This is a genomic window from Thalassobaculum sp., from assembly GCF_040219615.1.
GTDB lineage: Bacteria > Pseudomonadota > Alphaproteobacteria > Thalassobaculales > Thalassobaculaceae > Thalassobaculum_A.
This window is the reverse complement of sequence record NZ_JAVJSE010000026.1, coordinates 53,315-68,109: the sequence shown is the minus strand read 5'-3', so window position 1 is coordinate 68,109 and position 14,795 is coordinate 53,315. Positions and strand designations below refer to the sequence as shown.

Annotated in this window: 15 protein-coding genes; 9 read left to right on the top strand and 6 right to left on the bottom strand. The window is 70.0% G+C overall.

Annotated features, from left to right (window positions below; all coding sequences use genetic code 11):
• Positions 1-64: 64 nt before the first annotated feature.
• The 4 genes from RIC31_RS14525 to RIC31_RS14510 all read left to right on the top strand — a co-directional run bounded on the left by RIC31_RS14525 (position 65) and on the right by RIC31_RS14510 (position 4,350).
• Positions 65-1,201, top strand: coding sequence for a hypothetical protein (locus RIC31_RS14525; RefSeq protein ID WP_350108810.1), 1,137 nt, complete (start codon positions 65-67; stop codon positions 1,199-1,201).
• A 113-nt stretch (positions 1,202-1,314) separates the two neighbouring features.
• On the top strand, positions 1,315-2,688 hold the full coding sequence (locus RIC31_RS14520; protein ID WP_350108807.1) for a pyridoxal-phosphate dependent enzyme: 1,374 nt from the start codon (positions 1,315-1,317) through the stop codon (positions 2,686-2,688).
• A gap of 20 nt (positions 2,689-2,708) precedes the next feature.
• Positions 2,709-3,875: a cystathionine gamma-synthase gene (locus tag RIC31_RS14515; RefSeq protein ID WP_350108804.1), complete on the top strand. Its 1,167-nt coding sequence runs from the start codon at positions 2,709-2,711 to the stop codon at positions 3,873-3,875.
• Positions 3,876-3,909: 34 nt separating this feature from the next.
• On the top strand, positions 3,910-4,350 hold the full coding sequence (locus RIC31_RS14510) for an acyl-CoA thioesterase (RefSeq protein WP_350108801.1): 441 nt from the start codon (positions 3,910-3,912) through the stop codon (positions 4,348-4,350).
• A gap of 8 nt (positions 4,351-4,358) precedes the next feature.
• Here the strand turns inward: RIC31_RS14510 and RIC31_RS14505 are convergent, their stop codons facing one another.
• Genes RIC31_RS14505 through RIC31_RS14495 form a run of 3 tightly spaced genes read right to left on the bottom strand, consistent with a single transcriptional unit; the run spans position 4,359 to position 6,503 of the window.
• Positions 4,359-5,096 (bottom strand): SDR family oxidoreductase, encoded by a 738-nt coding sequence (locus RIC31_RS14505; protein ID WP_350108798.1) that lies wholly within the window; start codon positions 5,094-5,096, stop codon positions 4,359-4,361.
• A 33-nt stretch (positions 5,097-5,129) separates the two neighbouring features.
• Complete coding sequence (msrA, locus tag RIC31_RS14500) at positions 5,130-5,609, bottom strand: peptide-methionine (S)-S-oxide reductase MsrA (protein WP_350108795.1); 480 nt, start codon at positions 5,607-5,609, stop codon at positions 5,130-5,132.
• A gap of 21 nt (positions 5,610-5,630) precedes the next feature.
• Complete coding sequence (locus RIC31_RS14495) at positions 5,631-6,503, bottom strand: enoyl-CoA hydratase/isomerase family protein (protein ID WP_350108792.1); 873 nt, start codon at positions 6,501-6,503, stop codon at positions 5,631-5,633.
• Between the two features lie 84 nt (positions 6,504-6,587).
• Between RIC31_RS14495 and RIC31_RS14490 the strand changes: the two genes are divergently transcribed.
• Entirely contained in the window at positions 6,588-7,919 is a 1,332-nt protein-coding gene (locus RIC31_RS14490) for a class I adenylate-forming enzyme family protein (RefSeq protein ID WP_350108789.1), read from the top strand.
• 19 nt (positions 7,920-7,938) lie between these two features.
• On the opposite strand, the gene RIC31_RS14485 is transcribed toward RIC31_RS14490, so the two are convergent.
• Positions 7,939-8,799 (bottom strand): ion transporter, encoded by an 861-nt coding sequence (locus RIC31_RS14485; RefSeq protein WP_350108785.1) that lies wholly within the window; start codon positions 8,797-8,799, stop codon positions 7,939-7,941.
• Positions 8,800-8,895: 96 nt separating this feature from the next.
• A complete protein-coding gene (locus RIC31_RS14480; RefSeq protein WP_350108782.1) occupies positions 8,896-9,849 on the bottom strand; it encodes a DMT family transporter in 954 nt (317 codons plus the stop codon).
• Positions 9,850-9,904: 55 nt separating this feature from the next.
• On the opposite strand from RIC31_RS14480, the gene RIC31_RS14475 reads away from it, so the two are divergent.
• The 4 genes from RIC31_RS14475 to RIC31_RS14460 all read left to right on the top strand — a co-directional run bounded on the left by RIC31_RS14475 (position 9,905) and on the right by RIC31_RS14460 (position 14,582).
• Positions 9,905-10,663, top strand: a complete 759-nt coding sequence (locus tag RIC31_RS14475; RefSeq protein ID WP_350108779.1) for an SDR family oxidoreductase — start codon at positions 9,905-9,907, stop codon at positions 10,661-10,663.
• 95 nt (positions 10,664-10,758) lie between these two features.
• Positions 10,759-11,874 carry an LLM class flavin-dependent oxidoreductase gene (locus RIC31_RS14470; protein ID WP_350108775.1) on the top strand — a complete coding sequence of 372 codons (1,116 nt, stop codon included), beginning with the start codon at positions 10,759-10,761 and terminating at the stop codon, positions 11,872-11,874.
• 10 nt (positions 11,875-11,884) lie between these two features.
• The gene (locus RIC31_RS14465) at positions 11,885-13,273 is read left to right on the top strand and encodes an aspartate aminotransferase family protein (RefSeq protein WP_350108772.1); all 1,389 of its coding nucleotides are present in this window, start codon (positions 11,885-11,887) and stop codon (positions 13,271-13,273) included.
• Positions 13,274-13,283: 10 nt separating this feature from the next.
• Positions 13,284-14,582, top strand: a complete 1,299-nt coding sequence (locus RIC31_RS14460; protein WP_350108768.1) for an MFS transporter — start codon at positions 13,284-13,286, stop codon at positions 14,580-14,582.
• On the opposite strand, the gene RIC31_RS14455 is transcribed toward RIC31_RS14460, so the two are convergent.
• Entirely contained in the window at positions 14,530-14,778 is a 249-nt protein-coding gene (locus RIC31_RS14455; protein WP_350108765.1) for a DUF1127 domain-containing protein, read from the bottom strand. The two genes, RIC31_RS14460 and RIC31_RS14455, sit on opposite strands and share 53 nt — an antisense overlap.
• Between the last annotated feature and the right edge of the window lie 17 nt (positions 14,779-14,795).

Genomic DNA, 14,795 nt, shown 5'->3' with positions numbered 1-14,795 from the left:
TGCGGATTCGGTTGCGCGAGCAGCGTGCTAATGTCAGGAAAATGCCAAACTGATTCGGTCGCACATGCTCGACTCCAAGAAGCTCGTCGACTGGGACAAACTCGCCGCCCAGCACCTCGCGACCGAGCTCAATGCCGGATCGTCACGCGTCTACCACGCGGATCGGCTGCACAGGTTGGTCCAGGACTCCGGCGCCGGTCCGGACGAGTTCCTGTTCCGGCATCCGGAGCTGCACCGGATCATCTTCATCAAGCAGGCGATCCGTGACGGCCAGTACCTGGAGGGCCGCTCGAACCGGATCGGCACCAAGCTGTACTTCGCCTTCAACGAGACCAACGCCTACGAGGGCGGCAAGTCGATCTTCGTCGGCGATCCCAACTTCGACAACGCGCTGGCCTTCCAGGCCGGCTTTGACCGCAAGCGCGGCGTCGAGGACTATATCCGCGACCGCGATATCATCCAGATCCTCGACAACCTGCCGTCGCTCGACCCGTTCCTGCTGAAGGACCGGCTGATGGCCGAGGCGATCACCCCGCATCCGGGCTATTTCGAGATCACCCAGGAGGAATGGACCCGGATCCGCGAGCACGTGATGGCGCGGTTCCGGCCGATCGTCGAGTTCGCCTATGCCGGGCTGGACGCCGCCCGGGCCCAGGCGCGGCTGCGCCAGCTGGTCGAGAAGCTCTGGGATGCCAAGGACATGGACACCCTGGCCCCGATCATCAAGGCGATGGAGTTGGACCGCGACGAGGCGCCGATCGCCCTGCACGCCTGGAAGGGCGTGATCTACTACGACTACCGGATGGCGACCCTCGAATCGCAGATCCGCCGGTTCGCGGAGTGGCTGGGCAGCGGGGCCGAGCCGATCGACCTGATCCCGACCGCCAACCGGAAGATCGTCCTCGACGTGCGCGACGCCACCCGCGGGCTGCTGCGCGACCGCTGGCGCAAGGCACGAAGCCGGCTCGAGGAATACAACGACGCCTATCGCAAGCTGTTCATCGACAAGCAGAGCCCGGGGCCGTTCATCAGTTTCCTCGGCAACGCGTCCGACATCTTCGGCGAGCTCGGCGACGCCCTGTCCCGGCTGGACCACGCCACCGAGGTGTGGCGGTCGATCACCGACCGGCACGGCAGCAGGCACCTGAAATACGAGCCGCTGCACCAGGTATTGTCGCTGGCATACCGGATCCTGGAGTAGCCGGGGCCATCGGCGTTCGCCGTAAGGAACGGCTGTCGCGCGGCAGCTTCCCTTTAGCGGCGGGATTGCATCCCCATATCCCCGGTCCCGAGACAGCCGCGCCGGAGACGGTCATGGCCACTGCGAGTTCCGTCCTCCAGATGATCGGCAACACGCCGATGCTCGAACTGACGCGGCTGGACGCCGGCCCGTGCCGGCTGTTCGTCAAGCTGGAGAACCAGAACCCGGCCGGCTCGATCAAGGACCGCATCGGCCTCGCCATCGTCGAGGCGGCCGAGAGGGAGGGCCGGCTGCAGCCTGGCGGCACCATCGTCGAGGCGACCGCCGGCAACACCGGGCTCGGCCTGGCGCTGGTGGCGGCCCAGAAGGGCTACCGGCTGGTGCTGGTGATCCCCGACAAGATGAGCCCCGACAAGATCCGCCACCTGCGCGCGCTCGGCGCCGAGGTCCGGCTGACCCGTTCCGACGTCCCCAAGGGCCACCCCGAATACTACCAGGACATGGCCGAGCGGATCGTCCAGGAGACGCCGGGGGCGTTCTGGGCCAGCCAGTTCGACAACCCGGCCAACCCGCTGGCGCACGAGACCACCACCGGCCCGGAGATCTGGGCGCAGATGGACGGCAGGGTCGACGCCCTGGTGGCCGGCGTCGGCTCCGGCGGCACGATCTCCGGCACCGGCCGGTTCCTGAAGTCGATGAACCCGAAGCTCAAGGTGGTGGTCGCCGACCCCGACGGCTCGGTGGTCGCCGGCGCCGTCGAGACCGGCCAGGTGAAGTACGAGGACGGTTCCTGGCTGGTCGAGGGTATCGGCGAGGACTTCATCCCGCCGAACCTGGACCTGTCGGTGATCGACGAGGGCGTCACGGTGACCGACAGGGAGGCGTTCGCGGCGGTCAACGAACTGCTGCGCACCGAGGGCATCCTGGCCGGCACCTCGACCGGTACCTTGCTGGCCGGCGCGCTGCGCTGGTGCCGGCGGCAGAACGAGCCGTTGAACGTCGTCACCTTCGTGTGCGACACCGGCAACAAGTACCTGTCGAAGGCGTATGACAGCGCCTGGCTGGCCGACCAGGGGCTGCTGGACCGGCCGGCCGCCGGCGATCTGCGCGACCTGATCGTGCGTCGCGCCGACGAGGGCCGGGTGGTGACGGTCGGCCCCAAGGACACCATCAACACTGCCTACAACCGGATGCGGGCCAACGACGTCTCGCAGCTGCCGGTGATGGACGGCGACCGGATCGTCGGGCTGCTCGACGAGGAGGATCTGCTGATGGCGGTCCACGAATGCGCCGACTGCTTCCGGGACACCGTCGACCGGCACATGACCAGCCGGCTCGACGTGCTGCCGGCGAGCGCCGACACCACGGCGCTGCTGCCGCTGTTCAAGGCCGACAAGGTGGCGATCGTGGAGGACGGCGACGGCCGATTCCTCGGCATGGTCACCAAGGTCGACCTGATCAACCATCTGCGCCGCAAGCTCGGCTGACCTTCACACCGGAGACACCCATGGCGACCACGCGCAACCGGCCCGGCTTCTCGACCCGGGCGATCCACGCCGGCCAGAAGCCGGATCCGACCACCGGTGCGATCATGACGCCGATCTACGCGACCTCGACCTACGTCCAGGAGAGCCCGGGCGTGCACAAGGGCTTCGAGTACTCGCGCAGCCAGAACCCGACCCGGTTTGCGCTCGAGGCCTGCATCGCCGACCTGGAGAACGGTGCGGCCGGCTTCGCGTTCTCCAGCGGCCTGGCCGCCATCGGCACCTTGCTGGAACTGCTGGATTCCGGCGACCACGTGATCGCCATGGACGACCTGTACGGCGGCTCCTACCGGCTGTTCGAGAACGTCCGGCGACGCTCGGCCGGCCTGCAGTTCAGCTTCGTCGACCTGTCCGACCCGGCGGCCTTCGAGGCGGCGATCCAGGACAATACGAAGATGGTCTGGGTCGAGAGCCCGACCAACCCGCTGCTGAAGATGGTGGACCTGGAGGCGATCGCGAAGATCGCCAGGAAGCGCAACCTGATCAGCGTGTGCGACAACACCTTCTGCTCGCCCTACGTCCAGCGGCCGCTGGACCACGGCTTCGACATCGTCATGCACTCGACCACCAAGTACCTGAACGGCCATTCCGACGTGGTCGGCGGCGTGGCGGTGGTTGCCGAGGACCGCGACAACATCCGCGACAAGCTGGCGTTCCTGCAGAACGCCGTCGGCTCGGTGCCGGGGCCGTTCGACAGCTTCCTGGTGCTGCGGGCGCTGAAGACCCTGCCGGTACGGATGGAGCGGCACTGCGCCAACGCCCAGCGCATCGCCGAGTTCCTGGAGGCCCATCCCAGGGTCGAGAAGGTCTACTACCCGGGTCTCGAGAGCCACCCGCAGCACGAACTGGCGAAGCGCCAGATGCGCGGCTTCGGCGGCATGGTGACGGCGGTCCTGAAGGGCGGGCTGGACGACGCCCGGCGGTTCCTGGAGCGCTGCGAGCTGTTCGCGCTCGCGGAGTCGCTGGGCGGCGTCGAGAGCCTGATCGAGCACCCGGCGATCATGACCCACGCCAGCGTGCCGAAGGAGATCCGCGAGGCGCTCGGCATCTCCGACGGCCTGGTCCGGCTGTCGGTCGGCATCGAGGATTGCGACGACCTGCTGGCCGAGCTGGAGGCGGCGCTCGGGTAGGGACCCGGTCCGGACATGGAGCGGGATGGCCGCAATGCATGACGCCGACCTCGACGCCCTTCGGGACTCCCGGGCCGACCGCTACCGGACCACTGTGGCGGTGCGCTACGCCGACCTGGACACCAACGGCCACGTCAATCACGCGGCCTATCTCGCCTATCTGGAAGAGGCCCGGCTCGGGTTCAGGGCGTCGATGGCGGACCTGACCGGGGATCCGGACGACCTGTCCTGGCCGATCGCCGAGGTCACGGTCCGCTACGTCCGGTCCCTGATGTACCCGCAGGACGTGACGGTCGAGGTAGCACCCCTGCGGGTCGGCCGGACCTCGTTCACCCTGGGCTATGGACTGTTCGCCGGTGCCGGCTGCGCGGCGGTGGCGCTGACCCGCAGCGTCTGCGTCAGCCGCGGGCGCGGCGGCCCGGTGCCGCTTCCGGCCGGGCTGGCCGACCGGCTGCGGGCCCTGCTGCCGGCCTGACCGCCGCCCTACGGCCGTCCGCCGGCGACCCGGATGTTGGCGCCGGCGACGTAGCTCGCCTTGTCGCCCAGCAGCCAGACGATCGCTTCGGCGATCTCCTCGGGCTCGCCGGCGCGGCCCATCGGGATGTTCGGCATTGCCTTGCGGATTGCTTCCTCGGTGACCATGTCGGTCGCGGTCATGCCGGGCGATACCGCGTTCACCCGGATGCCCTCGCCGCCGACCTCCTGGCTGAGGCCGATGTGCAGGGAGTTCACCGCACCCTTGGAGATCGCGTAGAGCACGCCGGTGCCGGGATTGCCGATATAGGCGGAGCCGGACGACACGTTGACGATCGCCCCGCCCTTGCCGCCGTGCTTCGTCGACATGCGCTTCACCGCCTCGCGGCAGGTCATGATCGAGCCGATGACGTTGGTGCGCAGCAGCGCCTCGATGGCGTCGGCGGTCAGCGCGTCGACGCGGCCCTTGGGGCCGATCACCCCGGCGCTGTTCACCAGGCCGTCGACCGGGCCGAGCGCGCGCTCGGTGGTCTCGAACAGCCGGATCACGTCGGCCTCGTTGCCGACGTCGCCCTGCACCGCGATCGCCTTGCGACCGGCCGCGGTCACTTCGGCCACCACCGCCTCGGCGGCCGGCGCGTCGCTGCGGTAGTTCACGGCGACGTCCCAGCCGTCGCGCGCCAGCAGCCGGCAGGTCGCCGCGCCGATGCCGCGCGAGCCCCCCGTCACCAGGGCGATCTTCGCCATGATCTGTCTCCTCGTGGTTCGCCTGTATCCGGATCAGTGCGCGGTTTCGTCCGCCAGGGCGGCCTGGCGCTTGGCATGATAGCGCTGGTGAAACTCCGCGGCTCGCCAGAACGGCCCGGCCGGCAGGATCTCGGTGGCGATCGGCCGGGCATAGCGCCCGGAGGCGTCGTGCCCGTGCTTGGACTCGCGCGCGACCGCTTCCTGATCGGCGTCGAAGGTGAAGATCGCCGAGCGGTACTGGCTGCCGACGTCGGCGCCCTGACGGTTGACCTGGGTCGGGTCGTGGCTCTCCCAGAACACTTCGAGGAGTTCGTCGTAGTCGACCTTGCGCTGGTCGAATTCGATCAGAACCACCTCGGCATGCCCGGTCCGGCCCGTTCGCACGTCGTCGTCGGTGGGACTCGACGCCGAGCCCCCGCTGTATCCGACGGCGACGTCGGTCACGCCCGGGACCTTGCGGAAGATTTCCTCCACGCCCCAGAAGCATCCGGCCGCGAACATCGCCTTGGCCATGTTTGGCGTCTCCTCTCGCTATCAGGCGCCCGGTACATGTGGTCTTCCGCGCCCCTGTTCCAGCCCGCCCGCTTCCCGTTCCTCGGAGTCCGCGGCACGGGCTTCCCGCCAGGCCAGTGCCGCCCGCAGTCCGTCCGCCCGCGCGATTTCTAGGAAGCGTCGCTTCGTGGGCATGCCTTGTCCCTCGATTAATGTATCGATGTCCAGCGCCGCTTCCAGGGCTGCCCCCATTCCCATCAGGTCGTAGGTCCTGTTGATCGCCCGCTTGGTCTCCTTGACCAGCACGCGATCCATGCCGGCCATGCGGCGCGCCAGCGCCAGCGCCTCCTCGACGTCGCGCCCGTTCGCGACCACCCGGTTGACCAGACCCATGGCCCGGGCCTCCTCGGCGCCGATCCGGTCCAGCCCGAGCAGGATGATTTCCTTGGCGCGTTTCGGCCCGACGATCCACGGCAGCAGCATGACGACAATGCCTGCGCCGAACTTCAGTTCCGGTTCGCCGAACACCGCGTCCTCGGACGCCACGGTGATGTCGCAGGCCATCGCCATCTCGCAGGCGCCGGCCAGGGCCGGGCCGTGCACCGCGGCGACCGTCGGCTTCGAGAGATGCCAGAACCGCATGGTAGCATCGAAGTCGCGGCGCAGGACCGGCCGCCACTGGTCCACGCCCTCGGGCGTCGCCGCCGCCTGCGCCTGCAGGTCGAAACCCGAGGAGAACGCCTTGCCGGCGCCGGTCAGCACCACGGCGCCGACCGCCTCGTCGGCCTCGGCGCGGTCGCAGGCTGCCTGCAGGCCATCCAGCATCGGCTGGTCGAGGGCGTTCAGACGGTCCGGCCGGTTCAGGGTGATCAGTGCGACCGGACCCCGGGTCTCGTAGAGAATCGTCTGGTCCACGGTCTCGTCCTTGTATGCCGGTTTCGTCCTCCCGTAGCCTGACGGTAGCGCCGCCAGGGGCGGCTTGTCTCGTTGGGATGCAGCATGACACCGCTTGCCGAAGCGCTATTCGACGCGCTCGCCCGTCGCGGCGACGCGGTGGTGATCGAGGGGCAGGACGAAAACCTGACCGCCAGCCGGATCGTCGAAGAGGCGGAACTCGGCGCCCGGACCCTGCGGGCCGAGGGGCTGCGTCGGTTCGCGCCGGTGCCGGTCGAGGTCGACAACCGGCCGACCGACGTGATCGACCTGCTGGCGGTGTACCGGGCCGGCGGGGTGGCGGTCCCGATCCACCGCGCGACGCCGGAGGTCCGGCGCCGGCAGATGCTCGACCTGCTCGGGCCGTCGCCGCTGTACGACGGGGCCGCGACCGTGGTGTTCACCTCGGGCTCGACCGGGGCGCCGAAGGGCGTGGTCCTGCGCGGCGACCGCCAGGCCGCCAAGCTGGTGGCGATCCGCGACGAGACCGCCTGGCCGGAAGGGGCGCGGACCCTGCTGGCGCTGCAGCTCACCTTCAGCTTCGGGCAATGGGTGGCCTGGCTGACCCTGCTGACCGGCGGCACCCTGGTGATACCGGAACGGCTGACCCTGGAGGCGGTGGCGCGCCGGCTGGCGGCCGGCGGGGTCGACCGGCTGCCGGCGGTGCCGACCCTGCTGCGGGCCCTGGTCGAGACCGATGCCCCGGCGTTTCCCGGCACCGTTCTGGCCGGCGGCGAGCGCCTGCCCGCCGGCCTGGGCGGCCGCCTGCGCGAGGCCTGGCCGGCGGCCCGGCTGGGCGACATCTACGGCCTGACGGAGACCGGCACCTCGGACTTCTTCGTCGACCCGGACGACTACGACGCGGCCGCCGGGTCGCTCGGCCGGCCGGCCCGCGGCATCGATGTCCGGGTCGCCGACGACGGCGAACTGCGGATCCGCTCGCCCTGGGGCATGGCCGGCTACCTGCAGGACCCGGAGCGGATCGCCGCCGCGTTCGACGAGGACGGCTACTTCCGGACCGGCGACCTGGTGTCGCGCCGCGACGACGGCCGCCTGGCGCTGGTCGGCCGGGCCTCCGAGATGATCAACAAGGGCGGCCTGAAGGTCGCCCCGCGCGAGGTCGAGGACGCCCTGGCGACGCATCCCGGGGTGGCGGCGGTGCTGGTGACGGGCATCCCCGACCAGGCGACCGGCGAGGCGGTCGCGGCCGGGGTGGTGGCGCGCCCGGGGGTCGAGCTCGATCCCGAGGCGCTGCGGAGCTGGGTCGCCGAGCGCATCGAGAAATACAAGGCGCCGAGCCGGATCCAGGTTCTGCCGGCGCTGCCCGCCGGGCGCACCGGCAAGGCCGACCGCGGCATGCTGCGCGCCCTGTTCCGCAAGCCCCGCCGGGTGCGCTGAGCGGACCTTCCGGGCGGCGTCAGTCGCCCGCCGCCGGCCTCCCACTCGCGGTCATGCCGTCGCGCAGGGCCTCGACCTCGGCGCGCAGGCGCTTCAGTTCGCCGAGGATGGTCTCGGTCTCGTCGTGGGTCGCGGTCCTGATCTCTTGGGTCACCGCCTCGGTCTCGTCGTGCTGGATCGCCTGCATGGCGCTGACGATGACGGCGATGAACAGGTTCAGCATGGTGAAGGTGGCGATCAGGATGAACGGGACGAAGAACGCCCAGGCATAGGGATAGACCTCCATCACCGGTCGCACGATGCCCATCGACCAGCTCTCCAGGGTCATGACCTGGAACAGCGTGTACAGCGATTGCCCGATGCTGCCGAACCAGTCCGGGAAATCGGCGGCGAACAGCTTGGTGGCGATCACCGCGGCGACATAGAAGATCAAGGCCTGCAGCAACGCGATCGAGCCGAGCCCCGGCAGCGAGGACAGCAGCGCGCGGACCACCATCTTCAGCTTCGGCATCACGGTGATCAGCCGCAGCACCCGGAGGACGCGGAGCGCCCGCAGCACCGAGAGGCCGGGCGTGACCGGCGCGAGCGCGATGCCGACCACGGCGAAATCGAACACGCTCCAGCCGTCGCGGAAGAACGCCAGCCGGCGATAGCCGATCCGGAGGACCAACTCGACCACGAACACCGCCAGGATGACATTGTCGACGAGGAGCAGCGCCGGCCCGACAGCCGCCATCACGGTCTGCGAGGTCTCGAGGCCGAGGATCGCCGCGTTGACGACGATCAGCGCGGTGATAAACCATTGTGCGGGCCCGCTCTCGACGAACCTTCCGGCCCGCCTCCAGAAATCACCCTCCGCGACCCCTGCGCCCAGCGCCATGAACTCCCTCCGTTCGGACAATATCGACGGGCGAGTCCTACGATGTCCGGGGCCGTCGCACCATGGCGATTCACGCGATCGGCCGCATGCACGCCTTCATCCGGGCGGCGCGGCGTCCGGGGACTGCTGCTTCGCGGCGTTGCGGCGCATGGTGTAGAGCGTGCTGCCGATGATCAGCGTGGCACCGATCGCGGTGTAGACCGTCGGCACCTCCGAGAACACCAGGATGCCGGCGATGGTGGCGAACACGATGCGGCCGTACTCCATCGGCGCGATCGCCGAGGCGTCGCCGGCACCGTAGGCCTTGATCATCGTCCACTGCACCACCGACATCAGGCAGCCGACGGCCGCCAGCGCGGCGACCTGCTGCCAGCTCGGCGTTACCCAGAAATAGGCGGCCGGTCCGGCCAGCAGCACGCTCAGGGTGACGTTCTGGTAGGTCATGATGGTGATCGGCCGCTCGGTGCGGGCGAGGGTGCGCAGCGCGATCTGCAGGGCCGCCACGAAGCAGGCCGACAGCAGCCCCAGCAGGGCGTATTCGTTCAGGTTGTCAGGCGAGGGGCGGACGATCACCAGCACCCCGACGAAGCCGACCAGGGTGGCGCTCCAGCGCCGCCAGCCGACCACTTCGTGCAGGAACGCCACGGCCAGCATGGTGGTGAACAGGGTGCGCGCGAAGCTGATCGCGGTCGCCTCGGCCAGTGGCAGGTGGACCAGGGCGGTGAACCCGGCGGTCATGGCGACGAAGGCCAGCAGCGAGCGGGTGAAATGCAGGTGCCGGCGGGTGGTCCTGAGCACCGCCGGAAAGCCCCGGAAGATCGCCGGCGACACGAACAGCAGCACGAACAACTGCCGGAACAGCAGGATCTCCACGACCGGAAGATCCTGGCCGAGCAGCTTGATGCAGGTGGCCATCACCGCGAACACCAGCGAGCTGACGACCATCCAGACCGAACCCCGGGCGTTCGCCGGCAGTTCGTCCCACCGTTCGAGGTAGGGCGTGAGGCGCGCCCTGAGCCTGGCAGTCAGGGTGTCGACGGAGGGGGACATGGGCGTAAGCTCGTGGGAAGGTCCATCAGTATCGGTCAGCCAGGGAGCCACGTCCATGCGCACGCTCGACGGAAAAGTCGTCTGGATCACCGGGGCCGGGACCGGCATCGGCGAAGCCACCGCGCGGCTGCTGGCACTGGCCGGCATGACGGTGGTCCTGTCGGGCCGCCGGGCCGAGCCGCTGGAGGCCGCGGCCGCGACCATCCGGAGCACCGGCGGCCGGGCCGAGGTCGTCGCGCTGGACGTCGCCGACCGCGACGCGGTGTTCGACGCCGCGGCGGCCATCGACCGGACCCACGGCCGGATCGACGTGATGTTCGCGAATGCAGGCACCAACCTGACGCCGCGCAACTGGAGCGACGCGATCGCCGACCGCTCGGTGCTGGACGGCTGGGACGCGGTGATCGATGCCAACGTGAAGGGCGTCTACAACGGCGTGGCCGCGGTGCTGCCGGCGATGCGCCGCCAGGGCGACGGGCTGATCGTCATCACCTCGTCATGGGCCGGCCGGTTCTACTCGCAGGTCGCCGGCGTCGCCTACGGCGCCTCCAAGCACGCGGTGATGTCGATCAGCGCCCAGGTGAACATGCAGGAAGGCGCCAACGGCATCCGGGCCTGCGCGATCTGCCCGGGCGAGGTGGCGACGCCGATCCTCGACCGCCGTCCGGTCAAGCTCACGCCCGAGGAACTGGAGAAGCTGATCCAGCCCGAGGACATCGCCGAGGCGGTGCTGTTCGCGGCCCGCATGCATCCTCGCACCAGCATCCACGAGATCCTTGTGGCGCCGACCTTCCCGCGGGCGACCAAGCCGTGAGCCCGTCGCAATCGGCATCGGTGTGATTTCGCGCGCCGGCTTTCGGGCGAGCGTCCGCCGGTGCTAGCGTCCGCGCGGACCTCGGGAGGATATTGATGGTTTCGCTCGGCCTGTTCCTGATGCCGCTGCACCCACCGGCGCGCGACCTGACCATGGTCCTCGAGGAGGACCGCGACCTCGTCAAGCTGGCCGACCGCCTGGGCTATGCCGAGGCCTGGATGGGCGAGCACTACACCTCGACCGGCGAGCCGGTGACCTCGCCACTGCTGTTCAACGCGTCGCTGATCGCCGAGACCGAGCGCATCGTGTTCGGCACCGGGGTGATCTCGCTGCCGCAGCAGCATCCGGTGGTGGTGGCCGGCCACGTCGCCCTGTTCGACCACCTGTCGCGCGGCCGGACGATCTTCGGCATCGGCTCCGGCGGGCTGTCCTGCGACTGGGAGATCTTCGGCAACCTGGACGGCCGCAAGCGCGGCATGGCTATGGTCGAATCGATCGAGCTGATCCTGAAGCTGTGGACCGAGGATCCGCCGTTCCGCCACGACGGCACCCATTTCCAGGTCAGCCTGGAGGACCGGATCATCCCGGAGCTGGGCGTCGGCCGGCTGATCCGGCCCTACCAGAAGCCGTATCCGCCGATCGCGGTGTCGCTGCGCAGCGCCAACTCCTACACCGCGACCGAGGCCGGCAGGCGCGGCTGGATCCCGGTGTCCGGCAACTTCATCCCGGCCGCCGACATCGCCACCCATTGGCCGACCTACGCGGCCGGCGCCGAGGCCGTGGGCCGGCGCGCGGACCCGTCGCTCTGGCGGGTCGGCCGCAGCGTGCTGGTGACCGACAGCGACGCCCAGGCCGAGGATATCCTGGCCGACCCGGACGGGGTGTTCACCCGCTACTACACCTACCTCAACGTCCACGGCCGGATGGCCGGCGGCGACCTGTCGAAGGACATCGACTGGCCGGCCGCGCGCGCCGGTGCCGAGAAGACCGCCCGCGAGTTCGTGATCGCCGGCTCGGCCGCCACCGTGCTGGACCGGCTGGTGGCGTTCCGCGACGAGATCGGCGACTTCGGCACGCTGATGGTGACCGGCCACGACATGGAAGGTATGCACGATCTGTGGATGCGGTCCTTCGCCCGGCTGGCCGAAGATGTCGGACCGAAGCTCTCCCGCTACATGGACGGCCTGCGGTCGTCCGCCGCCGCCGACTGAGGAGCCCGCCATGCCCGATTCGACCGACGCCGCGCTGTCCAATTCCCCGATCGAGGCGGCATTCCGCGAGCGCACCCCCGGCTCCGCTGCCCTCGCGGCCGAGGCCAGGACCCGGTTCCCGAGCGGCATCACCCACGACGCCCGCCACCTCAAGCCCTATGGCGTGTACATCGAGCGCGGCGCCGGCCCCCGGAAGTGGGACGTCGACGGCAACGAGTATGTCGACTATTTCGGCGGCCACGGCGCCCTGCTGCTCGGGCATGCGCATCCGGAGGTGACGCAGGCGGCCGCCGAGGCGATGGCGATCGGCACTCAGTTCGGCGCCAACCATCCGCTGGAGGTGCGCTGGGCGGAACAGGTCATGAAGCTGGTGCCGTCGGTCGAGCGCGTGCGTTTCACTTCGTCCGGCACCGAGGCGACCCACATGGCGCTGCGGCTGGCCCGCGACTTCACCGGCAAGTCGAAGATCGTCCGGTTCCGCACGCATTTCCACGGCTGGCACGACCACATGACCCACGGCGTGGCATCGCAGTTCGACGGCTCGGCGGCGCCCGGCGTGCTGGCGGGGATCGCCGAGAACGCGGTGCTGGCCGACCCGAACGACCTGGAGGGGCTGCGGGCCCTGCTGAACGCCGATGACGACATCGCCGCCGCCATCGTCGAGCCGACCGGCGGCTCCACCGGCTACACCGCGCTGGATCCGGATTTCCTGCGGGCCCTGCGCGACGAGACCGCGAAGCGCGGCATCCTGCTGATCATGGACGAGGTGGTCACCGGCTTCCGGCTGGCTCCGGGCGGCGCCCAGCAGGTGTTCGGGATCCGGCCCGACCTCTCGGCCTTCGCCAAGATCCTGGCCGGCGGCATGCCGGGCGGGGCGGTCGGCGGCCGTCGCGACGTGCTGGACGGCCTGGACTTCGATGTCGCGGAGTCCCGCAACCGCGTGAAGATCGGCCATCCCGGCACCTTCAACGCCAACCCGGTGTCGGCGGCGGCCGGCGCGACCGCGCTGCGGATCCTGTCCGAGACCGGCGCCTGCGACCGCGCCAACGCCTCCGGCGCCGCCCTGCGCGAGGGGCTGAACGCCACCCTGAAGGACCGCGGGGTGCCGTGGGCGGTCTACGGCGACTTCTCGCTGTTCCACCTGTTCGTGCAGGCCGACCGTCCGGTCGAGGACCCGTTCGCCTTCGACCCGCTGGCGATCCCGGCCACCAGGATGAAGGACCGGCCGAAGGAGCTGATCCGCAAGCTGCGGCTGGCCATGCTGGTCAACGGCGTCGACCTGAACCCGATGTGCGGCGGCCTGCTGTCGGCAACCCACGGGCCGGCCGAGATCGACGCGACGGTCGCGGCGTTCGGCGAGGCGCTGGCGATGCTGCGCCGGGCGGGCGACATCGCATGAGCCGTCCGCAGTGACCGGCGTCGCCGGCGACGGCGATCCGGGAAGTCGGGGGCGCGGCCCGCTTTCCCTGATCGCCGAAGCCGAGTTCCGCAAGCTCTGGAGCGTGGGAGTCCTGCAGGGCGCGATGCGCTGGCTGGAACTGCTGGCGATCGGGGTGTGGACCTACGCCCTTACCGAGTCGCCGGTCCTGGTCGCCCTGATGACCCTGCTGCGGCAGCTGCCCATGGCGCTGTTCGGCAGCGTCATCGGCGCGGTCGCCGAGCGGCTGGACCGCAAGGCCATCCTGGTGGTCGCCCAGGCCACCATGGCGACCACCAGCGGGCTGCTGGCGGTGCTGGTGGCGAGCGGCGGTGTCGAGCTCTGGCATGTCGCGGTCGGCGCCTTCGTCAACGGCCTGTGCTGGTCGACCGACCTGCCGGTGCGCCGGACGATCCTGGGCGAGAGCGTCGGGGTCGACCGCCTTGGCCCGGCGATGTCGATGGATTCCGCCTCCAACAATGCGACCCGCATGGTCGGGCCGCTGGCCGGCGGGGCGCTGTATGCGGCGGTCGGGCTCGGCGGGGCCTTCGCGGTGGCCTCGGCGTTCTACGGCGTGTCGGCGCTGGTCGCGATCTCGATCCGTTTCACGCCGGTCCCGAAGGATCCGCGGCGGTTCACGCTGATCGCCGATATTCGCGAGGGGCTCGCCTATCTGCGGCGGACCCGCGCCCTGCTCGGGCATCTCGGGGTGACGGTGATCGTCAACCTGTTCGGGTTTCCGTATGCCGCGATGGCGCCGGTGGTCGGGCGCGAGACCTTCCAGGTCGACGCCGTGCGGATCGGCCTGCTGCTGACGGTCGAGGGCGTCGGCGCATTCGCGGGCGCCGTGGCGATCGCGTTCCTGGCGAGGCCGGCGCGGTTCCGGTCGATCTACCTGACCGGCAGCGCCCTGTTCATGGCCGGCGTGCTGGGGTTCTCGCTCACCACGAACTACTGGGTGGCGCTGGTCGTGCTGACGGTCGGCGGGGTCGGAATCGCCGGATTCGCCTCGATGCAGAGCGCCATCATGTTCGGCGAGGCGCCGCCGGCGATCCGCTCGCGGCTGATGGGCGTGCTGTCGGTCTGTATCGGCGCCGGGCCCCTCGGCGTGCTGCACGTCGGCTGGCTGGCGGACCGCATCGGCGGCTCGCAGGCGCTGACGGTCATCGCCGCCGAGGGGCTGGTCGCCCTGGCCGTCCTGGTCCTGGCGGTTCCGGAGCTTCGCGGCAGGGTGAAGGTCAGCGCGCTCGCCGGGTCGGATCGTTCAGGTCGTGATGCAGGATCGAGCTGAGCTCGCTGCGATGCACCCCGATATCCTTCAGGGTGCGGTCGTCGAGCCGTCCGAGCCGATCCTGCGCGCGGGACCGGCGCACACCGTCCCCGGCGGCGTTCAGCAGTTGGACCAGGCGGTCGAGCAGGGTGGTGGAACCGGCGGAGGTATGCGTGTCGGCGCTGGCGGCGACGGTGTTATGAACGGCGATGGCCATGGCGGCCTCCTGTCTGT